At 63.5% G+C, this 19,828-nt stretch carries 26 protein-coding genes; 16 read left to right on the top strand and 10 right to left on the bottom strand.

Features of this window, described 5'->3' with window-relative positions; translation table 11 throughout:
• Positions 1–7: 7 nt before the first annotated feature.
• A complete protein-coding gene (locus tag JGZ97_RS15240) occupies positions 8–217 on the bottom strand; it encodes a cold-shock protein (RefSeq protein ID WP_304609771.1) in 210 nt (69 codons plus the stop codon).
• A 272-nt stretch (positions 218–489) separates the two neighbouring features.
• On the opposite strand from JGZ97_RS15240, the gene JGZ97_RS15235 reads away from it, so the two are divergent.
• The 3 genes from JGZ97_RS15235 to JGZ97_RS15225 all read left to right on the top strand — a co-directional run bounded on the left by JGZ97_RS15235 (position 490) and on the right by JGZ97_RS15225 (position 2,324).
• The gene (locus tag JGZ97_RS15235; RefSeq protein ID WP_207063553.1) at positions 490–1,068 is read left to right on the top strand and encodes an ACP phosphodiesterase; all 579 of its coding nucleotides are present in this window, start codon (positions 490–492) and stop codon (positions 1,066–1,068) included.
• A 92-nt stretch (positions 1,069–1,160) separates the two neighbouring features.
• Positions 1,161–1,904 (top strand): ferredoxin--NADP reductase, encoded by a 744-nt coding sequence (locus JGZ97_RS15230; RefSeq protein WP_207063552.1) that lies wholly within the window; start codon positions 1,161–1,163, stop codon positions 1,902–1,904.
• A gap of 30 nt (positions 1,905–1,934) precedes the next feature.
• Positions 1,935–2,324 carry a hypothetical protein gene (locus JGZ97_RS15225; RefSeq protein WP_207063551.1) on the top strand — a complete coding sequence of 130 codons (390 nt, stop codon included), beginning with the start codon at positions 1,935–1,937 and terminating at the stop codon, positions 2,322–2,324.
• A gap of 47 nt (positions 2,325–2,371) precedes the next feature.
• On the opposite strand, the gene JGZ97_RS15220 is transcribed toward JGZ97_RS15225, so the two are convergent.
• On the bottom strand, positions 2,372–2,800 hold the full coding sequence (locus JGZ97_RS15220; RefSeq protein WP_207063550.1) for a late competence development ComFB family protein: 429 nt from the start codon (positions 2,798–2,800) through the stop codon (positions 2,372–2,374).
• A 96-nt stretch (positions 2,801–2,896) separates the two neighbouring features.
• On the opposite strand from JGZ97_RS15220, the gene JGZ97_RS15215 reads away from it, so the two are divergent.
• From JGZ97_RS15215 to JGZ97_RS15200, 4 genes are all read left to right on the top strand, one after another.
• Complete coding sequence (locus JGZ97_RS15215; protein ID WP_207063549.1) at positions 2,897–3,469, top strand: 2-hydroxychromene-2-carboxylate isomerase; 573 nt, start codon at positions 2,897–2,899, stop codon at positions 3,467–3,469.
• A 126-nt stretch (positions 3,470–3,595) separates the two neighbouring features.
• Positions 3,596–3,844, top strand: coding sequence for an FmdB family zinc ribbon protein (locus tag JGZ97_RS15210; RefSeq protein ID WP_207063548.1), 249 nt, complete (start codon positions 3,596–3,598; stop codon positions 3,842–3,844).
• A gap of 55 nt (positions 3,845–3,899) precedes the next feature.
• Complete coding sequence (gene aspS, locus JGZ97_RS15205; protein WP_207063546.1) at positions 3,900–5,672, top strand: aspartate--tRNA ligase; 1,773 nt, start codon at positions 3,900–3,902, stop codon at positions 5,670–5,672.
• Positions 5,673–5,797: 125 nt separating this feature from the next.
• Positions 5,798–6,538, top strand: coding sequence for a YebC/PmpR family DNA-binding transcriptional regulator (locus JGZ97_RS15200; RefSeq protein WP_207063544.1), 741 nt, complete (start codon positions 5,798–5,800; stop codon positions 6,536–6,538).
• A gap of 280 nt (positions 6,539–6,818) precedes the next feature.
• On the opposite strand, the gene JGZ97_RS15195 is transcribed toward JGZ97_RS15200, so the two are convergent.
• The 3 genes from JGZ97_RS15195 to JGZ97_RS15185 all read right to left on the bottom strand — a co-directional run bounded on the left by JGZ97_RS15195 (position 6,819) and on the right by JGZ97_RS15185 (position 8,713).
• Entirely contained in the window at positions 6,819–7,562 is a 744-nt protein-coding gene (locus tag JGZ97_RS15195) for an RES family NAD+ phosphorylase (protein ID WP_207063542.1), read from the bottom strand.
• A gap of 2 nt (positions 7,563–7,564) precedes the next feature.
• Entirely contained in the window at positions 7,565–7,936 is a 372-nt protein-coding gene (locus JGZ97_RS15190) for an MbcA/ParS/Xre antitoxin family protein (RefSeq protein ID WP_207063541.1), read from the bottom strand.
• A gap of 408 nt (positions 7,937–8,344) precedes the next feature.
• Positions 8,345–8,713, bottom strand: coding sequence for a glutaredoxin (locus JGZ97_RS15185; protein ID WP_207063540.1), 369 nt, complete (start codon positions 8,711–8,713; stop codon positions 8,345–8,347).
• A gap of 166 nt (positions 8,714–8,879) precedes the next feature.
• On the opposite strand from JGZ97_RS15185, the gene JGZ97_RS15180 reads away from it, so the two are divergent.
• The 3 genes from JGZ97_RS15180 to JGZ97_RS15170 are packed head-to-tail and all read left to right on the top strand — an operon-like array spanning position 8,880 to position 10,195.
• Positions 8,880–9,425 (top strand): thioredoxin family protein, encoded by a 546-nt coding sequence (locus JGZ97_RS15180; RefSeq protein WP_207063539.1) that lies wholly within the window; start codon positions 8,880–8,882, stop codon positions 9,423–9,425.
• An 18-nt stretch (positions 9,426–9,443) separates the two neighbouring features.
• Positions 9,444–9,833, top strand: a complete 390-nt coding sequence (locus JGZ97_RS15175; protein WP_207063538.1) for a DUF2784 domain-containing protein — start codon at positions 9,444–9,446, stop codon at positions 9,831–9,833.
• Positions 9,833–10,195 carry a hypothetical protein gene (locus JGZ97_RS15170; protein WP_207063537.1) on the top strand — a complete coding sequence of 121 codons (363 nt, stop codon included), beginning with the start codon at positions 9,833–9,835 and terminating at the stop codon, positions 10,193–10,195. The genes JGZ97_RS15175 and JGZ97_RS15170 overlap by 1 nt, the downstream gene beginning before the upstream one ends.
• A gap of 68 nt (positions 10,196–10,263) precedes the next feature.
• Here the strand turns inward: JGZ97_RS15170 and JGZ97_RS15165 are convergent, their stop codons facing one another.
• The 4 genes from JGZ97_RS15165 to JGZ97_RS15150 form a co-directional block, all read right to left on the bottom strand.
• Positions 10,264–10,770: a GNAT family N-acetyltransferase gene (locus JGZ97_RS15165; protein WP_207063536.1), complete on the bottom strand. Its 507-nt coding sequence runs from the start codon at positions 10,768–10,770 to the stop codon at positions 10,264–10,266.
• 78 nt (positions 10,771–10,848) lie between these two features.
• On the bottom strand, positions 10,849–11,349 hold the full coding sequence (locus JGZ97_RS15160; RefSeq protein ID WP_207063535.1) for a cytochrome P460 family protein: 501 nt from the start codon (positions 11,347–11,349) through the stop codon (positions 10,849–10,851).
• A gap of 113 nt (positions 11,350–11,462) precedes the next feature.
• Positions 11,463–12,023: a hypothetical protein gene (locus JGZ97_RS15155; protein ID WP_207063533.1), complete on the bottom strand. Its 561-nt coding sequence runs from the start codon at positions 12,021–12,023 to the stop codon at positions 11,463–11,465.
• Positions 12,024–12,149: 126 nt separating this feature from the next.
• Positions 12,150–12,539 (bottom strand): thiol-disulfide oxidoreductase DCC family protein, encoded by a 390-nt coding sequence (locus JGZ97_RS15150; RefSeq protein WP_207063531.1) that lies wholly within the window; start codon positions 12,537–12,539, stop codon positions 12,150–12,152.
• Between the two features lie 122 nt (positions 12,540–12,661).
• On the opposite strand from JGZ97_RS15150, the gene JGZ97_RS15145 reads away from it, so the two are divergent.
• Genes JGZ97_RS15145 through JGZ97_RS15135 form a run of 3 tightly spaced genes read left to right on the top strand, consistent with a single transcriptional unit; the run spans position 12,662 to position 14,499 of the window.
• Complete coding sequence (locus JGZ97_RS15145) at positions 12,662–13,312, top strand: YceH family protein (RefSeq protein WP_370584079.1); 651 nt, start codon at positions 12,662–12,664, stop codon at positions 13,310–13,312.
• The gene (locus JGZ97_RS15140; RefSeq protein ID WP_207063530.1) at positions 13,309–13,866 is read left to right on the top strand and encodes a DUF924 family protein; all 558 of its coding nucleotides are present in this window, start codon (positions 13,309–13,311) and stop codon (positions 13,864–13,866) included. Before JGZ97_RS15145 ends, JGZ97_RS15140 begins: the two co-directional genes overlap by 4 nt.
• A gap of 18 nt (positions 13,867–13,884) precedes the next feature.
• On the top strand, positions 13,885–14,499 hold the full coding sequence (locus JGZ97_RS15135; protein ID WP_207063529.1) for a DUF938 domain-containing protein: 615 nt from the start codon (positions 13,885–13,887) through the stop codon (positions 14,497–14,499).
• Between the two features lie 15 nt (positions 14,500–14,514).
• Here JGZ97_RS15135 and dbpA read toward each other — a convergent pair whose 3' ends face one another.
• On the bottom strand, positions 14,515–15,888 hold the full coding sequence (dbpA, locus tag JGZ97_RS15130; protein ID WP_370584078.1) for an ATP-dependent RNA helicase DbpA: 1,374 nt from the start codon (positions 15,886–15,888) through the stop codon (positions 14,515–14,517).
• A 197-nt stretch (positions 15,889–16,085) separates the two neighbouring features.
• On the opposite strand from dbpA, the gene JGZ97_RS15125 reads away from it, so the two are divergent.
• The 3 genes from JGZ97_RS15125 to JGZ97_RS15115 all read left to right on the top strand — a co-directional run bounded on the left by JGZ97_RS15125 (position 16,086) and on the right by JGZ97_RS15115 (position 19,605).
• Complete coding sequence (locus tag JGZ97_RS15125; RefSeq protein WP_207063527.1) at positions 16,086–16,568, top strand: cyclic nucleotide-binding domain-containing protein; 483 nt, start codon at positions 16,086–16,088, stop codon at positions 16,566–16,568.
• A 77-nt stretch (positions 16,569–16,645) separates the two neighbouring features.
• Complete coding sequence (locus JGZ97_RS15120; protein WP_207063526.1) at positions 16,646–17,020, top strand: hypothetical protein; 375 nt, start codon at positions 16,646–16,648, stop codon at positions 17,018–17,020.
• A 503-nt stretch (positions 17,021–17,523) separates the two neighbouring features.
• Positions 17,524–19,605 (top strand): bifunctional diguanylate cyclase/phosphodiesterase, encoded by a 2,082-nt coding sequence (locus tag JGZ97_RS15115; protein ID WP_207063525.1) that lies wholly within the window; start codon positions 17,524–17,526, stop codon positions 19,603–19,605.
• The last annotated feature ends 223 nt before the right edge of the window (positions 19,606–19,828 follow it).

Here is a 19,828-nt window from a genome sequence, read left to right as displayed (position 1 = left end):
GGGCGCGTTACAGAGGAGTAACGTTGACCGCTTGCGGGCCTTTCTGACCCTGGGTGACCTCAAAAGAGACCGCTTGGCCATCGGCCAGGCTGCGGCGTCCGGTGCCGTTAATGGCGGTGTAGTGAACGAAGATATCGGGCCCGTTTTCCTGGGCGATAAAGCCGAAGCCCTTCTCATCGTTGAACCATTTGACGGTTCCGTTCATAACCTCTGACATACTTTCTAAACTCCACTCGGTTTTGCAGCCGCTGGCGGCTTGTCGTTCTTGTTGCGGCATTTTAATTGCTGCTACCGAAATTGCTGGGAGGTACCTAATCAGGTCAGAGCGCCCGCCAAACAAAATTACGCACTAGCGTCAATCAAAAAGCACAATTTGGAGGTTACCTCAAGAAATGGGACGGCTCAATGACGTTTTTGCGGCGCTAAGTGTTTTTTTTCTTTACGGTTGGTGTCATTTCAGCGGCATCCAGAGGCACCAGGAGACCTATGATGAACTTCCTTGCCCACCTCTTTCTGGCCGAGGATAACGCCCGGGCCCGGGTGGCAAACCTGATGGGGGATTTCGTCCGCGGACCGATCAATCCGGGGTGGCCTGCCTGGATGCGCCAGGGGGTCGAACTGCACCGGCGGATCGACGCTTTTACCGATCAGCATCCACGGGTGCAACGCAGTCGGGACCGGTTTAGCCGCCGCCGGCGTCGTTATGCCGGCATCGTGCTCGACATCTGTTTCGATCACTACCTGAGCGTGCACTGGGCCCGGTTCAGCGACCGCTCCCGCAAGGCATTCATTCACCAGTGTTATGACGAACTGAGGGCGTATCATGAGCACCTGCCGGCGCAGATGGCCAAGGTGACCGAGCGGCTGGTCGCCCAGGACTGGCTCGGCGCCTACGCGGACCCTCAGCTGATTGTTCACACCCTGGACCGGGTGGCGCGGCGTCTGCGCCGGCCCGAACCCATGCTGGGAGCGGGGGAGGAGTTCTTGCAACGCTACGCAGAACTGGAAGAGGATTTTCTGACGTTTTTTCCCGAGCTGTGCACCTGGGCGGAGGATCAGCGCCGGTGAATGGCGCTGGCCGCCCGCAAGCGCCTGCTGCGGGAGCGTCTATAGTAGAGCTAGTGTAAGCGCTTCAAACGGGCGGTTTTTTCGGAGGAAATATGACCGACTGGGTTGCCGGCATGGTGGTAGAAAACAGACGTTGGACCGACCGGCTGCACTCTCTGCGGATCGAGGCTGCGGTTGCGCCCTTCAAGGCCGGCCAGTATACCCGCCTGGCCCTGGATATCGACGGGGTGAAGGTGGCGCGGCCCTACTCTTTTGTCAATCCGCCCCAGGAGCCGGTGCTGGAGTTCTACTTCAACTCGGTACCGGGCGGGCCGTTGTCCAACCAGCTGCTGGCGATCAAGGAAGGCGAGCCGATCTGGGTGGCGCCGGAGGCGACCGGGTTTCTGACGCTGGACGAGGTGCCGGAGGCGGAGGACCTGTGGCTGCTGGCGACGGGCACCGCCATCGGCCCGTTTCTGTCCATATTGGCCACCGAGGAGCCCTGGCGGCGGTTTCAACGGATCAGGCTTGCCTACTCGGTGCGGCACGGGGTGGACATGAGTTACCGGGAGCGGCTCGATGCGCATGTAAAAGAGCGCCCTGGCCAGTTTGACTGGATCCCCTGCATCAGTCGCGAACAGATGGCGGATAGTATCAACGGGCGCATCACCACGGCACTGGCGGACGGTCGCCTGGAACAGCGGGCGGGTTGTGCACTGGGCCCGGAACAGAGTCAGGTGATGATTTGTGGTAACCCCCACATGGTCAAGGAGACCATCGCGCTGTTAAAAGAGCGGGGCATGCAGAAAAACCTGCGCCGTGCGCCCGGGCACATCACCGTCGAGCGCTACTGGTAACGGTTATTGATAGAGAAGGAGATCGACGAGGTGCGAGGATTTACCCTGTGTGTGTTGGCGGCAACGGTTCTGGCCGGTTGCGCGTCCAACATGCTGGAAAAATATGCGGGAAAGGATATCCGCGAAGTGATGGTTGACTACGGTGAGCCGGTTAGTGCCTTTGACCTGCCCGACGGTCGCCGGGCGTTCCAGTGGGTTCAGAACAACAGCTACCAGACTCCGACCCGGATCATTAGTCACCGTCAGCCAGTTGATAGAAAGTCTGATCCCGGCAGCTGGGTCTCAAACCAGACCACCATTTTCGGTGGTGAAATCGTCGAAAGCAGCTGCCTTTACACCCTTATCGGGCGCTGGGATGAATCGATTGATGGCTGGCGGGTGCTTGAGGAGGACGGTGGGCGGATGACCTGCCATCGCTGATCACCCCTCAGCCTTCAGCCCCTATCAGTCATGATCGTTGCCAGGGGTTACTGCTTGCCCCTCAGAATGGGTGGCAGCGCCTGGGCCTCGAAGATGGATACGGGGGCGGCCTGCTCTTCGTCGGGGCCGGCCCCTTTAGCGGCACGTGCCCGGGCCGCCGCTTCAGCGGATCGCCGCAGCTCCTCTTCGCGCGCCAGCTCGGCCGCGGCCGCGTCCCGTAGGCTCTGATCCACGTAGGCCCGGGCCTCGATAATGGCCCCCTCCACTTTCTCACGCATCTCCTCGAACTCCGCCGGAGACAGGTAGAAAGCCATGTCAATCTCGTGGCGAAAGTAACGGGGGGGCAGGTGGTTGAGCGCTACGCAGGCGATATCGCAGAGGTAATCCAGGTCCGCCTCTTCCGCGGCAAACTGCTCCTCCAGTACCTCGGCGACCAGCTTCTCGTAGTAGTTGTGCAGGTTTTCACGAACGGACATAAACGGCTCCTTGAGTCCTCGGCTTAGGTCTGGCGCTATACGGCCAAGCTCCACTGACATACTATGACGACTGTGCCAGTGAGGAAAGTCCGTATCATGCGCCGTCAAATCGAGTTCTTCTACGATATCCTGAGTCCTTACTCCTATCTCGCCCATTGCCGCCTGCCGGGGATCGCCCGACGCAGCCAGGCGGAGCTGGTTTTGCGACCGGTTTCCCTACCGCGCCTGCTGGAGGGGGCGGGCAATACGCCGCCGCCCACCGTGCCGGCACGCTTCGCCTATGCAAAGACTGATGTGCAAGCCCTGGCCCGTTACTATGGCATTCCCCTGGTGTGGCCGGAGCACTTTCCGGCCCGCACCGGGCGCGCCATGTCGCTGTTGACCCTGCTCGAGGGAGAGGAGCGCGCCACCTTTACCAAGCGCTTGTTTGAAGCCTACTGGATCGAAGGCCAGGACCCGGGAAACCCCGAGGTGCTGGAAGCGCTGGTCGGTGCGGAGCGGGTGGAGCGGGCCGCCGAGCCCGAGGTGCGTGAGCGTTTGGCCGCCTGCACCCAAGAGGCTTTGCAGCGCGGTGCCTTCGGTGTGCCCACCTGCTTTGTCGGCGAACGTATGTTCTTCGGTAATGACCGCCTGTTCCTGATTCAAGGCGCCTTCAATGAAGAGGAGTGAAAAGGCGGGCTGCAGACCCCCGACTGGGCTGCGCCCGAAAGATTCCGCCTTCGTTTTGCGACCCTGTTGAGCCCGTGTTTTTCGCGTTATAATCCCGCGTTTGTTTCAACAGACCGGATTATCGTTATGCCTATCTACGAGTATCGCTGTGACGGCTGTGGCCACGAGATGGAGGCCCTGCAGAAACTTAGTGATGAGGCCCTCAAGGATTGTCCCGAGTGCCTGAAGCCTGCGCTGCAGAAGCTGATTTCAGCCGCCGGCTTCCGGCTCGCCGGCGGTGGCTGGTATGAAACGGACTTCAAAACCGGCAAAAAGAAAAACCTCGCGGGCGACAAGACCGCTGCCGGCGGCAAAACCGAAGCCGCCGCCCCCTGATGCACCGGCCGCTTTCCGGCCCGATTCTAGCTTTTTGAAATAACAGGAACCCATTATGCGCAGCCATTATTGTGGCGTTTTGAATGAAACTCAGATCGGTGAGATGGTGACTCTCTGCGGCTGGGTCCACCGTCGTCGTGACCACGGTGGGGTGATCTTCCTTGATCTTCGCGACCGTGACGGGATCGCCCAGGTGGTGGTCGATCCCGATACCGAGGAGGCGTTTGCCCTGGCCGACAGCGTGCGCAACGAGTACGTGATCCAGGTGACCGGCCTTGTCCGCGCCCGTCCGGAAGGCACTGAGAACGCAGACATGACCACCGGACGCATCGAGGTACTGGGCAAGGAACTGGCGATTCTTAACAAGGCCGAGACCCCGCCCTTCCAGCTCGACGAGCACCAGACCGTGGGCGAGGATGTGCGCCTCAAGTACCGTTACGTTGACCTGCGCCGTCCGGAGATGCTGAACAAGCTGCGGTTGCGTTCTAAGATTACCAACCACATTCGCAACTACCTGGATGAGAACGGCTTCCTGGATATCGAGACGCCGATTCTCACCCGCGCCACCCCGGAAGGGGCCCGCGACTACCTGGTTCCCAGCCGCACCCACGAAGGCAGCTTCTTCGCCCTGCCGCAGTCGCCGCAGCTGTTCAAGCAGCTGCTGATGGTCTCCGGTATGGACCGCTACTACCAGATCGCCAAGTGCTTCCGTGACGAGGACCTGCGGGCCGACCGCCAGCCCGAGTTCACCCAGATCGATATCGAAACCAGCTTCATGGACGAAGAGCAGATCATGGGTATCACCGAGGGCATGATCCGCCAACTGTTCCAGGAGATCCTCAAGGTGGACCTGGGCGCGTTCCCCCGCATGGCTTACGCCGAGGCGATGGAGCGGTTCGGTTCCGACAAGCCGGACCTGCGCATTCCGCTGGAGCTGACCGAAGTGAAGGACCTGATGGCCGGGGTCGACTTCAAGGTGTTTGCCGCCCCCGCCAAGGATCCCAAGGGCCGGGTCACCGCACTGAAAGTGCCCGGCGGCGCCACCCTGACCCGCAAGCAGATCGACGAGTACACCAAGTTCGTCGGCATCTACGGCGCCCGGGGCTTGGCCTGGATCAAGGTCAACGAACTCGCCAAGGGCGTCGAGGGGCTGCAGTCGCCCATCGTCAAGTTCCTGGGTGACGACGTCGCCCTGAAGCTGATGGAGCGGGTTGAGGCCAAAGACGGCGATATCGTCTTCTTCGGCGCCGACAAGGGCAAGATCGTCTCCGAGGCGCTGGGGGCGCTGCGCTGTAAGCTGGGTGAGGACCTCAACCTCTACACCTGCGACTGGGCACCGCTCTGGGTGGTGGACTTCCCCATGTTTGAGGAGTCTTCAGAAGGTTCCCTGACTGCCCTGCATCACCCCTTCACCGCGCCTTCGTGCAGCGCCGAGGAGCTCAAGGCCAACCCCGATTCGGCCCTGTCCCGCGCCTACGACATGGTGCTCAATGGCTGCGAGCTGGGCGGCGGTTCAGTCCGTATTCACGATCAGGCCATGCAGGCCACCGTGTTCGACGTGCTGAAAATCTCCGAGGAGGAGCAGCGGGAGAAGTTCGGCTTCCTGCTCGACGCGCTGAAATTCGGCGCCCCCCCCCACGGCGGCCTCGCCTTCGGCCTCGACCGACTGGTGATGCTGATGACCGGCGCCAGCTCCATTCGGGAGGTAATCGCCTTCCCGAAAACCCAGAGCGCGGCTTGCGTCATGACCGCCGCCCCGGGCGAAGTCAGCAGTGCGCAACTGCGTGAATTGAACATCCGCGTTCGCAAGCCCCAGGCTGCAGAGTAGGGCGTGCCCCAGGGCGGCGGTGCGCCGCCCGTGACAGTCAACCCGCGAGATTGAGAGAGGGCGGCCGGTACCCGACCGGTCGCGGACCCAACGCGGTCTCGCGTTCAGAGTAGAGGAAAGCTTCTATGGCAGGTCATAGTAAATGGGCCAACATCAAGCACCGCAAGGCGGCACAGGACGCCAAGCGGGGCAAGATCTTCACCAAGCTGATTCGAGAGCTGGTGGTTGCCGCCAAAGAGGGCGGTGGTGAGATCGCCGATAATCCCCGTCTGCGCCTGGCGGTGGACAAGGCGCTCGGCGCCAATATGAAAAAAGACACCATCGAGAAGGCGATTGCCCGCGGCGCCGGCGGTAACGAGGGTGACAACTACGACGAGCTCACCTACGAGGGTTACGCTCCCGGCGGGGTCGCGATCCTGGTGGAGACCATGACCGACAACGTCAACCGTACCGTGTCCGAAGTGCGCGCCGCGTTTACCAAGGCCGGCGGCAATTTGGGCACCTCCGGCTCCGTCGCCTACCTGTTCGACAAGAAGGGGCAGATCACCTTCGGCGAGGGCGCCGACGAGGAGGCCATCATGGAGGCCGCCCTGGAAGCGGGCGCTGACGACGTGGTTACCAACGACGACGACTCCATCGACGTCTTCACCTCGCGCGCCGACTACCTGGCCGTGAAGGAGGCCCTGGAAGCCGGGGGGCTGAAGCCGGAAATGGCCGAAGTGGCGATGATTCCCTCTACCACCGTCGAGCTGGATGTCGAAGGTGGCCAGAAACTGCTGCGTCTGATCGACGTACTGGAAGATCTGGACGATGTCCAGAACGTCTACCACAACGCCGAGATTCCCGACGAGGCGATGGACGCTTAAGACGTCCGCCTGGCAACATCGCTTTCAAAAAGCCGCGACCTTGGTCGCGGCTTTTTTGTCTGTCTGGGTTTCACCAGAGCGCAGTGATCAGCGGTTGTTCGTACCGCGAGGTTGGTATGAGTTGCGTTCGCATATGGCCGAAGCGGTTACTTTTCAACCCGCTCCCGCAACAGGCGCCATACTCGGGTTTGTAGAGCTTGTTGAATGTTTCACCGCTGTCTTTAAGCTGCCGCCGGCATCGTCGCCTTATCGGTTACGGCTGTTTGAGTACAGCCGCGCGCTAGGCCGGCAGCGGCAGCTCGCCCTCCACCCGGAAGTCGCCGATCGGAAAGTAGCAGACCTCACGGCTGCCCATGGGCATAAAGCGGACTCCTTCCTGACTCGCCTGACACAGCCAGGGAGTGAGGGATTCCGGGGAGTCCTGGGTAAAGGCGTCGGGGGTAAAGAGGGCGATGCAGGTGCCCTCTTCTCGGTCGCGGGCCGAGGTGTATTCAAAAGCCCGGACGCCGGCACGTCGCATATCGCGCCCCAGTTGCTGACAGGCCCGGTAGTCGCGCGGGTCCGTCAGCTCGTGTGCATAGTTCGAGAAGGGCGGTTGCTGCAAGCGCACCCCCAGGGCCGTGGCGTAACCGACGGAGAACAGACTGTGCTCGCTGGTCAGCGGTTTGGGGGGCTGGCCCGCGATCGAGAAGAGGAACACGAGGCGGTAATAGGCCGACTCTGCGAGAGCGACGCGGATGCTGTTGCCGCCGTAGAACAGGCTGGGTTCGGCCTGGGTGCCGAAACGCGAGCCCCATGGCAACGGGGGGTAGCGAAAGGGGGTTTTGAGCAGGTAGTGGAGGTGGGCCGTTGCTTCCGCATTGGGAGGCTTGGAGCCCTCCAGCAGCTCTTCGATCACCGCCTGCTCCTCCAGGGTGTCCACAAAACCGGTGGTGGCGATCTGTTCCTGACTCTCCACCAGACGATAAGCCGTGCCCGCCAGGGCGCCGATGTGATCAGCCCCGGAGCAGGCCTGCCAGATCATGCTCAGACCTTGCCCCGAATCGCATCCAAAAAGGTCACCACACGGGTCAGCCCGGTCACGCTCTGGACCTGCTCCGCCGGTACGCCCCCCGTGACCTGGTTCCGGTTGCGCATAAAGTGGCTGATCCAGGCGCTATCGCCGCCGGAGAGGGCATAGAGGGCGCGGGCGGCGCGAATCAGCAACAGGGCCAGTTCGCCTTCCTTACTGGCCGGGTCCAGCAGCATGCTTTTGCGCAGGCGGCCCATGCTGGTGCGATGCAGGCCGATCACCTTGCCCACCTCGGTCATGTTCAGCCCCATCTGCTCGGCGGCGTTGAACAGGGCCTTGGCGAGGACATGGGCCGGGTCGGGTCGGGGCTGAGCTTGTGCGGACATGGCTTGTTAACCTTTCTCTGTGAATCAAATGATTCATTTGCTGTTTAAGTGTCGCACATAATGCAGGCGCTGCAAGCCCAGGTGATCATTATTCGATTGTTTTGCATCAAATGATTCATACCCGGGGCGTTGGTCGTTTTCGGGGGCGATGGGGAATGGGAAGCTCCAATCGCCTGCATGCCTGATCGATAGCCGCAGCTGCAGGGCGGGTCGAAGGCGTTCCTGCGCGTTGAAAGGGGGTTGCGATTGGCGGGGCGTCTTCGGTTATCAGCGGAGCGGGTGCCGGAGTAGGGGCGGTGCGGATGGCGGCTGCGGTCTTGCCCCGGGTCAGGGCGGGCCGGGAAGCAAGTTCACCGGGCGGTTCGCGGCCGCGTGCCGCCCGGTGAAAAGGGGAACGAAGGGGAGGCCTCAGGCCTGGACGAAACGTCCCTCCAGGTAACGCACGATGTCGCCGGATTCATACAGCCAGCGGACCTCTCCATTGGGCTCCTGAATCTGCAGGCAGGGAACCTTCAGCCGCCCACCGCCGGCCACCAGGGCTTCGCGGTGCTCGGGTTCGCGCTTGGCGTCGCGCAATTCGACATTGAGGCTGTGGCGCCGCAGGGCGCGGCGAACCTTGACGCAGAACGGGCAGGCCGGGTACTGGTAAAGGGCCAGCGCCTGGGTCTGCTGGTCAATCTTTTCCTGAACCTCGGCCGGGCGCCGGGTGCGGCGGGGCGGTGTCAGAAAATTCAGCAGCAGGATCAGGCGGCCCAGTAACCAGCGTACGATTTTCATGGAGTCTCTCTCTTCGGTAGGGTTGTCGACGGCGGGCAGTCTACCAGAACTTGTCAAAAGTGAGAAAACGCAATTCGCGACAGGGTTAGGAGGGCGAGAAAATGGCGTACGGCCTGACTAGACTGCAGGCAGTCTTTTGGCGAGCCATAGAAAGGAGTAGCGACCGATGGCATTGACCGAATCCAGCATGATGACCCTGGGCACCGTCGCCCCGGACTTTGCATTGAACGATCCGCGGGACGGCAAGCGTTACGCCCTGGAAGAACTGATGGGCGAGCGGGGCACCCTGGTGATGTTTATCTGCAACCACTGTCCTTTCGTCAAGCACGTTGAATCCGCGCTGGTGCGCCTGGGGGAGGATTACCGCCGCTCCGGCATCGCCCTGGTGGCGATCAGCGCCAACGACGCCGACGCCTATCCTGAGGACAGCCCCGAGATGATGGCGCAAAAGCGCTACCCCTTTCCCTACCTGTACGACGCCGATCAGCAGGTGGCCCGGGCCTACGGCGCGGCCTGCACGCCGGACTTTTTTCTCTTCGACAGTGAGCTGCGCTGCGTCTACCGGGGGCAGTTCGACAGCGCCCGCCCGGGTAACGACGCGCCGGTGACCGGGGCCGATTTGCGCCGGGCCCTGGAGGCCCTGCGTCACGGAGAGCCGGTGGATAAAAACCAGAAGCCCAGTATCGGCTGTAACATCAAGTGGAAGGCGTGAGCCTGGGCGGCGCCGGGCGTGCTGTACCGGGTTCTGGCCGATGGCGTTCTGGTTGTTCACCTGGCGTTTATCCTGCTGGTGATCGCTGGCGGGCTGCTGGCGCTGCGCTGGCGCAGGCTTCCCTGGCTGCACCTGCCGGCGCTGACCTGGGGCATGCTTGCCACCTTCAACCACTGGCGTTGTCCGCTGACCCCGCTGGAGAATCACCTGCGCCTTCTCGGCGGTCAGGCGGGTTATGACGACGGGTTCATCGCTCATTACCTGTTGCCGATCATTTACCCCCCGGGATTGCAGCCGCAGCTGGAGCCCCTGGCCCTGCTGGTGCTGGGGCTCAACGGAATCGGTTATGGGGTGCTGCTTTGGCAGCGGCAGAAACGGCGCCGGCAGCGGCCGCGAGGGCCCCGCTGATGCTTGATTGGATCCAGTGGCTCGCCCGCCGTCTGAGCCCCTGGCGACCGGCCTTCTGGTTGCTCACGGCGCTGGCCCTGGGGGCCAGCTTCTATCTGCTGTTTGCCGCCGACGGGGCCGCCCAGGATCGCTGGCTGCTGCTCAGCTCCATGCTCTTTGCCTGGGGCCTGAGTCTGGAGGCGATGGTGCTCTGTTTTGCCGAGGTGCCGCCTAGGCCGTCGCCGGAGTTGGGGTTTCTTGCCCGCCTGGCAGTCCGGGTAAAACGGTGGCTGGCTGCCCTGGTCGCCCTGCTGTTTTTGGGTTTGATGGGGGCGGTGGCCTGGGTCAGCCTGCGGGCCCTGTTGATGGCGCTGGATAGCTGAGCCTGCGTGCCTCGATACGTCCGTCGCATTGGCAATTGCTTGTGGCAACCACGCAGGCGGCGCCGGGCTTAGCCGGTGGCGTTAAAGGCGGGGTGGTAGGCAACTTCTCCCCGGGGTAATGAGTCACCCCATGCGAGCGCCTGAAAATAGGGCGCCGGCACGCCGGGTAACACGAGCTCGGGTTCGGGCTTGAAGCCAAAGCGGCTGTAATAGGCCGGGTCTCCCAGCACAACGGCGCCGGCCGCACCGAGGTGCTGCAGTCTCTGCAAGGCGGCCTCCATCAGCTGTGAGCCAAGCCCCGTGCGCTGGTGAGCCGGCATCACCGAAACCGGGCCGATGCCGTACCAGCCGGTGGCTCCATCGCTCAGGGTGACGGGCGATGCAGCTACGTGGGCGACCACTTCCCCCCGGGTCTCGGCAACCAGTGAAACGCTGAGCGCCCCGGCCTCGCGCAGGGCGCGCACGATGTGCTGCTCCCTGTGGTCGGTGTGCGGGGCATTCAAAAACGCCTGGACGGTGACGTTCTCGATCGGTTCAATATCGCCGGGGCGTTCATCCCGAATGGTCGCTTGCATCGTATTTTCTCTGTTGGCCAGGCGTTGAACCGGGCTGGTCGTGGGGTTTAAGGCGCGCCCGGGGCGCGCCGCGGATCATCACTCTCCAGGGAAAGGCGCGGGGTCTGTAAACACCCAGTCGCGTCCCTGGACCGGGGTATGGCAGTCGATGCAGACCTGGGCCCCCTTTCCAAAGGGGGTCTGCTCGAGGCCAACCCAGCGGGCCCAGCCCCAGTTGTAGGTGTCGGCGTATTGTGTCGAGTCTTTGAACATGAACTCGGCATGGACAAACTCACCCGGGGCCGTGGCGGTATTCCAGTTCTCAAGGGTCGTGTCTTTCCAAACCACCTTGCCGATGATGGCCCCATCGGGCCAGGGGTTGGTGTTTCCTTCCCGGGCAGCCTTGACGGCGATCTTGTTGCCCAGAATCGCACGCAGGGTATTGTTATCGGTTCGGTGGGAGACGGCAATGGTTGCCCAGTTCTGCCAGCCGGTGGGGTAGGCAATCCCGTGGGAAGGTCCGGGCACATGGTCCGCCCCGGCCACATTTAAAGATGCGGCGGCGAGCAGGGGCAGTGCCAATTTTGCGGTGAGCTTCATGTCAATTCCCTCTGATTTTGAATGTTTGTTCTCGGGGTGCTGGCGCCTGGACCGGGCGATAGCAGGAGATCGGATTCAACGCCCCTGAACCATAGCTCATTGGTCCGCGGGAACTACCATTTAACGATGCCCCGGGTGACCCTGATACCGCCAATCAAGGTTGATCCGCCATAGTCCTTGGCCAGGCGAAGCAGGCTGTCATGAAAGCCCAGGTTGGGGAATGCGGCCTCCACCTCTGCAATCGCACCCTCGCTAATCCCTTTCTTAACCAGCCCCTTGGATGCGTCTATCCAGTCAGCTTTGCGGCAGGCTTCAATTACCCTCTGGTGCGCTCCCCGGTAGGGGAAGATCTTGTGATGCCAGTGGATCGCGCCGCGCAGCAGGTCCGGATCCAGTCCCCATCCATACGTTTCGTTGTCGGCAAGGGCAAGGGTCTCGGAGGGCTCCAGGTACGCCAGTTCTCGGTCGGTCCACAGGCCGATGTCATGGTAGGCGAACGCCGTCTCGACGATCGGCTCATATTCGGCGGCGTTGTTCAAAAAATGCATCGCGTAGGTCGTGGTGCGATAAACGTGGTTGCGATAGCCGGGGAAGTCATCGCCAATCGCCGCCTGGTAGCGTGCCAGGAGCTGGTCGATGCGGGGCCGATCACGCTTTATCTCGATCGAGGGCATGGTTCCGGATTCCTTGGGTAGGCGTTAAGGCGCCCTTTATTAATGGATCATTGGGGGCGGATTTGCACGCCGCTCGTCGGGACCGCCGATTGGGCGCGTTGAGGGGGGCTTCTGGGTGGGTGGCACTTAGCGCCGGCAGGCGCCCTGCGGCAGCCGGCCCTGGCGCGCCAGCCGGCGCCGGGTATGCCAGCGGTAGAGTCGGCGCAGCAGCCAGTGAACCGGGGCTAGGGAGGCGACCCAGGCCAGCGGACGGCACCAGGGAATGCGCGCCCAGAGGGTGATAAAGGCGTCCAGCCCCCGCTCCAGGCGGCCGTCGGGGTGACGCAGGTGCAGTTCCAGCAGGGCCGCTTCCGGGGTGATGCCCAGCTCCCGGAGGGTATCGGCATGGTCGGTGATATCCACCCAGCGCACGCTGCCCGGCAGCGCCCAGCGGTCATACTGGCGCACCTCCTTGCGGCAGATCGGGCAGGCCCCGTCGAAATAGACGGTCACAGGCCCAGGGTTTGGCGGGCTCAAGGTACAGGCTCCTTGCTAAAAGCGCCTACTGGCTATGACCGGTTAGGGGAGGTGGCGTTCGTTTTCTGTTATAAACAAGGCAGAAGGTGTTAACCGGCCGCCATGGCGGCCCTAGAGCTAGGATGCGAGTTTTGGAAATCGACCTGACCCCCGTGCAAGCCCGGGTGATCGGCGCCTTGATCGAAAAGGAGATCACCACGCCGGACCAGTACCCCCTCACCCTCAACGGCCTGACCCTGGCCTGTAACCAGAAAAGCAACCGCGACCCGGTGATGTCGCTGACCGAGACCGAGACCCAGAACGTGCTGGATGAGCTGTCCAAGAAACGGCTGATTCGCGAGGTTTCCGGGTTCGGCAGCCGGGTCCCCAAGTACAAGCACCGCTTCTGCAATACCGAGTTCGGCGAACTCAACCTCGACAGCCGGGAGCTGGGCATCGCCTGCGTACTGCTGCTGCGGGGGGCCCAGACCCCGGGGGAGCTGCGTACCCGTACCGCGCGCCTGTGCGACTTCGAGGATGTGCAGCAGGTGGAGCGGGTGTTGGGAGCGCTGATTGAACGGGGGCTCGTCGAGGTGCTTCCCCGCGAGCCGGGCAAGCGTGAATCCCGCTATCGCCACTGCTTTGGTGAGCACGCGAGCGGTGCAAATGTAGCGGTTGACGCCGTCGAGAGCCCGGCAACGGAGACGGCTGCGGAGCCCCTCGAGCAGCGGATCGCGGCCCTCGAGGCGGAGGTGGCGGCATTGAAGGCGCAACTGCAAGAGATTCTGTCATGAGTGGGCAAGCAGCGGTTACATACGATACGGTTCTGCGCTTCTGGTTCGAGGAGCTTTCGCCCCAGGATCGTTGGCGCAAGGATGCGGCCATCGACCAGGCGATCACCAGCCGGTTTGGAAAAACGCTGGAAGCCGCTGCCCGCGGCGAGCTGGAGGGGTGGCGAGCGGAGCCCGCGGGGCGGCTGGCGGAGGTCATGGTGCTGGACCAGTTTTCCCGCCATATTTTCCGCGACCAGCCGGCCAGTTTCGCCCAGGACCCGCAGGCGCTCTGCCTGGCCCAGCACGCACTGGCCCTGGGCCAGGCGCAGCGTCTGCCGGAGGATCGCCGGGCCTTTCTCTACATGCCCTTTATGCACAGCGAGTCACGGTTGATTCAGCGCCGCTCGGTGCAGCTGTTTGCCGAACCGGGGCTGGAGGAGAGCTACTCTTTTGCCGTCCGGCACCGGGATATCATCGAGCGCTTTGGCCGCTTCCCGCATCGCAACGCCATACTCGGCCGGCAATCCACCGCCGAGGAACAGGAGTTCCTGGCCCAGCCGGGGTCGAGCTTCTGACAGGAGGAGGGGGCGCTTGTGAGGGATTTCTGCGAGGCCTGCGAACGTAATAAAGCGCCCATCCTGGGTGTGCTGACGGAGTGCTTCGCCGATCGCCAGGCCGTACTGGAAATCGGCAGCGGCTCGGGCCAGCACGCCCTTTATCTCGCGCCCCGCCTGGCTCACCTGCGTTGGTATCCCAGCGAGCGGGGAGAACGGCTGGCGGTGCTGCGCCATAACCTGCAAGAGGCGGGCGCCTGCAACCACGAAGGGGCATCTTCCCCAAATTTGCAGCTACCCCTTGAGCTCGATGTGGGTGCCGCCCGCTGGCCCTCGTTGGCCGTGGATGCGGTCTTCTCGGCCAACACGTTGCACATCATGTCCTGGGAAGAGGTGCAGGCGTTCCTGCGTGGCGTGGCGGGGCAGTTGACGGCAGGCGGGTTGCTGGCGGTCTACGGGCCGTTTCGTTACGGCGAGCGGCACACCAGTGAGGGCAACGCCCGTTTCGACCAGCTGCTGCGGGCCCAGGGAGAGGGCGGCATTCGTGACGCCCACGAGGTGGACCGACTCGCCGCGATACAGGGTTTACGCGCGGAGGATGACATCGCCATGCCCGCCAATAACCGCCTGCGCCTCTGGCGGCGCCAGCCCTAATCGTCGATTATTCGATTACGCCCGACGAACCTTGAACCGACGCCCCTTGATGCGCCCGTTGGCGAGGCGTCCCAGGGCTTTCTTGGCCTGGTCGGCGTCCACCGCCACGTAGGCGCAGTGGTCAAAGAGGCTGATCTTGCCCACCTGTTTTCCGTCCAGCCCCGCCTCCCCGGTGAGGGCGCCGAGGATGTCCCCGGGACGTACCTTCTGTTTACGCCCGCCGGCGATGCACAGATCCACCCGCGCTGCCTGCAGGGGCGGCCCCGCGCTCAGGCTTTCCCAGTCGGCTTCGGCAAGCGGTTCTCCCTGGGCGTCGGCCAGGCGCTCCAGCTTGTAGCGCTCGGACTCGGTAAACAGGCTCAGGGCCAGGCCGGTGCGGCCAGCGCGGCCGGTTCGGCCGACGCGGTGGGTGTGGACCTCGGGATCGCGGCTCAGCTCGTAGTTGATCACCGCCGGCAGCTCGCTGATATCCAGCCCCCGGGCCGCCACGTCGGTAGCCACCAGCAGTGCGCAGCTGCCGTGGCTGAAACGGGTCAGCACGGCGTCGCGGGTCCGCTGGTCGAGGTCGCCGTGCAGTGCCAGGGCGCTGTGCCCGAGCCCCTGGAGCGCCTCGGTGAGCTCACGGCAGCCTTGCTTGGTGTTGCAGAACAGGACGCAGGCGGCGGGCTGGTAGTGACGCAGCAGGCGGTCCAGGGCCGTGATCCGGGTCTCGGCGGTGACTTCAAAGGCGCGCTGCTCGATGGCGGCCGGGGTGGCGACCGCGTCCGCCTCGACCCAGGCGGGGTCACGCTGGAAGGCGTTGCCGAGGGCGTCGATCTCCTTGGGGTACGTGGCCGAAAAAAGGAGCGTCTGGCGCTGCGGCGGGGTGGCGGCGGCGATCGCCTCGATGCTCTGTACGAACCCCATGTCCAGCATGCGGTCGGCCTCGTCCAGCACCAGGGTGTGGAGCTGATCCAGCTTGAGGGTGCCCTTGCGCAGGTGATCCTGTACCCGCCCCGGGGTGCCGACGATCAAGTGGGCGCCGTGGGCGAGGGAGCCGATCTGGGGCCCGATGGGCTGGCCGCCGCTGAGCGTCAGCACCTTGATGTTGTCCTGGTAGCGGGCCAGGCGGCGAAGCTCCCGGGCAACCTGGGTGGCCAGTTCCCGGGTCGGACAGAGCACCAGCCCCTGGGGGGCAAACAGGCGCGGCTTGATTTTCAGCAGCAGCGCCAGGCCAAAGGCGGCGGTCTTGCCGCTGCCGGTCTCGGCCTGCGCCCGCAGGTCGCGGTTTTCCAGGGCCAGGGGCAGGCTCTTGGCCTGTATCGGGGTCATCTGGCGATAGCCGAGATCATCCAGGTTGGCCAGGAGCGGTTTCGGCAGGGGCAGGGTGGAAAAGGGGGCGGCAGCCACGGGCAGACTCACAGCAGTAGAAAAAAGGGGGGCGAGTATAGCAGATATCGGCCGTGGTAACCGGATTAACCCGGCCGGGACCGGGAAGCCGCTATACTGGGCCTGACGGGGCGTTGAACCGCCCATGGTCCATGTGGGTCGCGACGCCCATACCCGATGCGGGCGGCCACGCCCATGCCGATCCAGGAGCCGATTTTATGGAGCAGATTTTCACCAGCCTGAGTAATTTTGCCGTGTTCCGCGGGGCCGGATCGGCCGAGCTGGCGACGATCGCCAGCCTGCTCAGACCCTTCAACTGCGCCGATGGCGGGTTCCTGTTTCACCAGGGCGAGCCCGCCGAGAAAATGCTGCTGATCGACTGGGGGTCGGTGGAGGTGCTCGACGAGGTCTCGGAAAACACCCTGGTTCGCCTGGCGATACGGCAGGAAGGGGAAAGCGTGGGGGAGATGGCCCTGATTGAGCGTCATCACCGCACCGCCTCGATTCGTGCGCTGGAGTCCACCGGCGGCTGGTCTTTGCACCACGACGATTTTCAGGGCTTGAAGCAGCAGCACCCGGAGCTTTTTATTCGCGTGCTGAGCAACATCGCCCGCGAGCTCTCCCGGCGCCTGCAACGCATGGACGTGGAGTTCAGCAGCGGCCTGTTCGCATCGGGGCGGATGCAGAGCCAGGTGTGCTAGCGCGATTGGGCCAAATCTCAATTATGGGGTAAAGTAACGGCTCTTATCCTTAGCCGTATCAAGGACATGACCACGCTATGGCCCAGCTCTCGAATCGCCTTTCTCATCTTTTTCGCCTGTTTCCCTGGATTCTCTGCCTCATGCTGGCGGGCCACAGTTGGGCACAGGGGGTGGCCGTGGATCCGGCCAGTACCTGCCCCCACTGTCCGGCGGTACTGGACGATATCCAGGCCAGCCTGAAGGCGCGCTGTGACCGGGTGCCCTCCCGCGAAGCGCTGCGACGAGAACCTATTTATGTATTCCTCAGCATTTACCAGCAGGTCAGCCAGGGGGTCAGCGCGCGTATTCGTAACAAGGTGTACGATGCCGCGCTGGCGGGCATGACCTGTGACAATTACAGCACCGGCATCGACCGCGCCAACCAGGTTGCCCGGGAGCTATACCACCCCTGACCCCGGCGCCTGTTTTGCGGGCGCGCCACAGGCGTGCCCGCTCAGTAGTTGACCTTCCAGACCTCTCCCAGATCTCGCCCGGCCATTTCCCGGCGCTTTCCCGGCGCTTTCCTGGCGCTTTCCTAGTTCTTTCCCGGCGCGTCTTGACCCTCTCTTGAGCCTGATCGTGGTGTATGTGATCAGGCTTAAATCCTGCTGCTAATCATTTTTTACACAGAAACTTAAACGACTGTTTGAAATAGGGTGTTCGCCTGCCTGGCGGGGTGTTACCCTCTGCCCTGTTTAGGCGCCGGCGGTCTGATCTACCCCTGACCGCGTGGACCCTCAGCCGCCGGCGCAGCTCTGTTCGTGGCGTCGCGGAGGGTCCGGCCGGCAGTCGGATGGCGATTGAATTGGTTGTAAATGTTGACAGTAAACACCCGTTGCAAAGAAGTATCGAAGGCGGTTTTTGGCCCCTTCGAAGGTAACGCTCGGCCCCAACGCACTGCCCGTGAGGCCCTCACATGAAGTGGGGACTGGCGGGCCGGCTGGGCCTTACCCTGGGCCTGGGGCTGATGCTGGCCCTGGGCGGCAACGCCCTGCTGGTGTGGCATCAGCAGGAGGAGGCCCGCGAGCAGCAGCTACTGGAACGGGGGCGGGCCGTGGGCGAGCTGGTGGCCTCCATCAGTGCCGGTGCGCTGCGCGCGTACGATCTTCCCAACCTGGATGCCTACCTGCAGCGGGCGGCCGGTCAGCAGGGGGTGGTCTATGCCGCTATCTACGATGCGCAGGGGCGCCCCCTGGCACAGGCGTTCGGCGCTGCCTACGCGCAGTCCGAGGCGCAGGGGTCGGTAGCTGTTGGCGCCGCGCCTGCAACCCTTTTGAGCCAGTTGCGAGAGCGCGTCGGCGTGGTGCCCATGTCGTTCCCGGTGGGGGATGGCACATCCCAGGTCGGCACCTTCAACCTGGGGCTTGAACGTCCGACCGGCACGGCTGCCGACCAGCGCCTGTTCTGGACCCAGCTGGCGATCTTTATGTTCAGCGGCCTGGTGATCGGCGGCCTCTGTTACCGGCTTTACCGACAGCGCTTTGTGCAGCCCGTCGCGAGCCTGATCGAAGCCCTGCGCCTGACGGCGCGAGGCGAATACCGCCAACTGCCCCGCCAGGCCGATAACGAACTGGCGGGCTTGCAGGAGGCGTTTAACGGCATGGTTCAGGGGCTGGAGGAGGATCGGGAGAAGCTCCACCACCAGGCCAATTACGATGCCCTCACCGGGCTGCCCAACCGCATGCTGGCGATCGAGCGTCTGGGCTACGAGATCAGCCGCTCGCAGCGGGAGGAGCAGCGCCTGGCGCTGCTGTTCGTGGACCTCAATGATTTCAAACTGATCAACGAATCCCTGGGACACGCGGCCGGGGACCAGATGCTGGAGGAGGTGGGGGCGCGCCTGCGCAGTTGCCTGCGCGACGTGGACACCATTGCCCGCCTGGGCGGGGACGAGTTTTTGCTGCTCTTGCCCGGCAGCGGCGACCGCGCGGAGATCGAGGCGGTCGGCCAGCGCCTGATTCAAGCGGTGAATGTGCCCTTGCCCCTGCCCAGCCAGGAGCTGATCGTCCACTGCAGTATCGGGGTGGCCCGCTATCCCGAGGACGGAGACTCGGTGGACACCCTGATGGCCAATGCCGATAACGCCATGCATCAGGCCAAGCTCGAGCCCCAGTCCACCCTCTGCTTCTTTCAGCCGGCCATGACCGCCAGGGTGCAGCAGCGCGTGCAGATGGAGCAGGACCTGCACCGGGCGCTGGAACGGGGCGAGCTGGAGCTGCATTACCAGCCGCTGGTGGACGCCGGCAACGGGCGTCCGCGTGGGGCAGAGGTGTTGCTGCGCTGGCAGCACCCCGAGCGCGGGATGGTCAGCCCGGCGGAGTTTATCCCCCTGGCCGAAACCACCGGCCAGATCATCGCGATCGGCGAGTGGGTGCTGGAGCAGGCCGGACGCCAGTGGGCGCAGTGGAGCGCCGAGGGACTGACCCCCGGCTACCTGGCGGTCAATATTTCGCGGGTGCAGTTCCAGCGTAACCTGGCCTGGACCCTGGGACGGGTGTTGGCCCACTACCGGCTTCCCCCCAGCGCCCTCGAGCTTGAGATCACCGAGGGGGTGCTGCTGGAGGATCACGAGCTGGTGCGCCGGGAGCTGAACGAACTGCGAGCCATGGGGATTCGGCTGGCCCTGGACGACTTCGGCACCGGCTTCTCGTCGCTGAACTACCTCAAGCGGTTCCATTTTGACGTGCTCAAGATTGACCGTACCTTCGTCGCGGGCCTGCCGCGGGATGCGGAGGATGTGTCGCTGGTCAAGGCGGTTATCGCCATGGCCCACGGTATGGAGCTGGAGGTGATTGCCGAGGGGGTGGAGGACCAGGCCCAGTTTGAATTCCTGCAGCAGCAGGGGTGCGACCTGTGCCAGGGCTACTACTTTTCCAGGCCCCTCAACGCCGCCGCCTACCGGGACTACCTGCGCCAGGCCCACAGTCGTGACTCTGCTTCACTGATGATGCCGGGCGCCGTGGTCGGCGCCGAGCGGCGACGACACCCACGTCCCTAGTCCGGCTCGAGCTCTGGGAGCGCGATGGTGTCGTCGCGCCGAACGGTTACCCGCAAACGCCCGTGTCTCGGGCCGTGCAGCAGCCTATGCACAGAGCCTGTGGGTAAGTCTGTGGCTATTTGTGGGGTAAGCGCGGCAAGCGGCCTGAACGTGGGCAGGGCAACGGATTGCTCAAAAAATACGCAGGCACTTAGGTTATTATATAAAACAACAGGTTAGTTTG

Source organism: Motiliproteus sp. SC1-56 (assembly GCF_017309075.1).
Classification (GTDB): Bacteria; Pseudomonadota; Gammaproteobacteria; order Pseudomonadales; family Balneatricaceae; genus Motiliproteus.
The sequence above is the reverse complement of the archived record's forward strand: the minus strand, read 5'-3'. Positions and strand labels throughout refer to the sequence as shown.

Bases quoted from the DNA above. Each gene is read 5' to 3' on its own strand.
- JGZ97_RS15240 (WP_304609771.1), bottom strand. From the start codon at position 217: ATGTCAGAGGTTATGAACGGAACCGTCAAATGGTTCAACGATGAGAAG.
- JGZ97_RS15235 (WP_207063553.1), top strand. From the start codon at position 490: ATGAACTTCCTTGCCCACCTCTTTCTGGCCGAGGATAACGCCCGGGCC.
- JGZ97_RS15230 (WP_207063552.1), top strand. From the start codon at position 1,161: ATGACCGACTGGGTTGCCGGCATGGTGGTAGAAAACAGACGTTGGACC.
- JGZ97_RS15220 (WP_207063550.1), bottom strand. From the start codon at position 2,800: ATGTCCGTTCGTGAAAACCTGCACAACTACTACGAGAAGCTGGTCGCC.
- JGZ97_RS15215 (WP_207063549.1), top strand. From the start codon at position 2,897: ATGCGCCGTCAAATCGAGTTCTTCTACGATATCCTGAGTCCTTACTCC.
- JGZ97_RS15210 (WP_207063548.1), top strand. From the start codon at position 3,596: ATGCCTATCTACGAGTATCGCTGTGACGGCTGTGGCCACGAGATGGAG.
- aspS (WP_207063546.1), top strand. From the start codon at position 3,900: ATGCGCAGCCATTATTGTGGCGTTTTGAATGAAACTCAGATCGGTGAG.
- JGZ97_RS15200 (WP_207063544.1), top strand. From the start codon at position 5,798: ATGGCAGGTCATAGTAAATGGGCCAACATCAAGCACCGCAAGGCGGCA.
- JGZ97_RS15195 (WP_207063542.1), bottom strand. From the start codon at position 7,562: ATGATCTGGCAGGCCTGCTCCGGGGCTGATCACATCGGCGCCCTGGCG.
- JGZ97_RS15190 (WP_207063541.1), bottom strand. From the start codon at position 7,936: ATGTCCGCACAAGCTCAGCCCCGACCCGACCCGGCCCATGTCCTCGCC.
- JGZ97_RS15185 (WP_207063540.1), bottom strand. From the start codon at position 8,713: ATGAAAATCGTACGCTGGTTACTGGGCCGCCTGATCCTGCTGCTGAAT.
- JGZ97_RS15180 (WP_207063539.1), top strand. From the start codon at position 8,880: ATGGCATTGACCGAATCCAGCATGATGACCCTGGGCACCGTCGCCCCG.
- JGZ97_RS15170 (WP_207063537.1), top strand. From the start codon at position 9,833: ATGCTTGATTGGATCCAGTGGCTCGCCCGCCGTCTGAGCCCCTGGCGA.
- JGZ97_RS15165 (WP_207063536.1), bottom strand. From the start codon at position 10,770: ATGCAAGCGACCATTCGGGATGAACGCCCCGGCGATATTGAACCGATC.
- JGZ97_RS15160 (WP_207063535.1), bottom strand. From the start codon at position 11,349: ATGAAGCTCACCGCAAAATTGGCACTGCCCCTGCTCGCCGCCGCATCT.
- JGZ97_RS15155 (WP_207063533.1), bottom strand. From the start codon at position 12,023: ATGCCCTCGATCGAGATAAAGCGTGATCGGCCCCGCATCGACCAGCTC.
- JGZ97_RS15145 (WP_370584079.1), top strand. From the start codon at position 12,662: ATGCGAGTTTTGGAAATCGACCTGACCCCCGTGCAAGCCCGGGTGATC.
- JGZ97_RS15140 (WP_207063530.1), top strand. From the start codon at position 13,309: ATGAGTGGGCAAGCAGCGGTTACATACGATACGGTTCTGCGCTTCTGG.
- JGZ97_RS15125 (WP_207063527.1), top strand. From the start codon at position 16,086: ATGGAGCAGATTTTCACCAGCCTGAGTAATTTTGCCGTGTTCCGCGGG.
- JGZ97_RS15120 (WP_207063526.1), top strand. From the start codon at position 16,646: ATGGCCCAGCTCTCGAATCGCCTTTCTCATCTTTTTCGCCTGTTTCCC.
- JGZ97_RS15115 (WP_207063525.1), top strand. From the start codon at position 17,524: ATGAAGTGGGGACTGGCGGGCCGGCTGGGCCTTACCCTGGGCCTGGGG.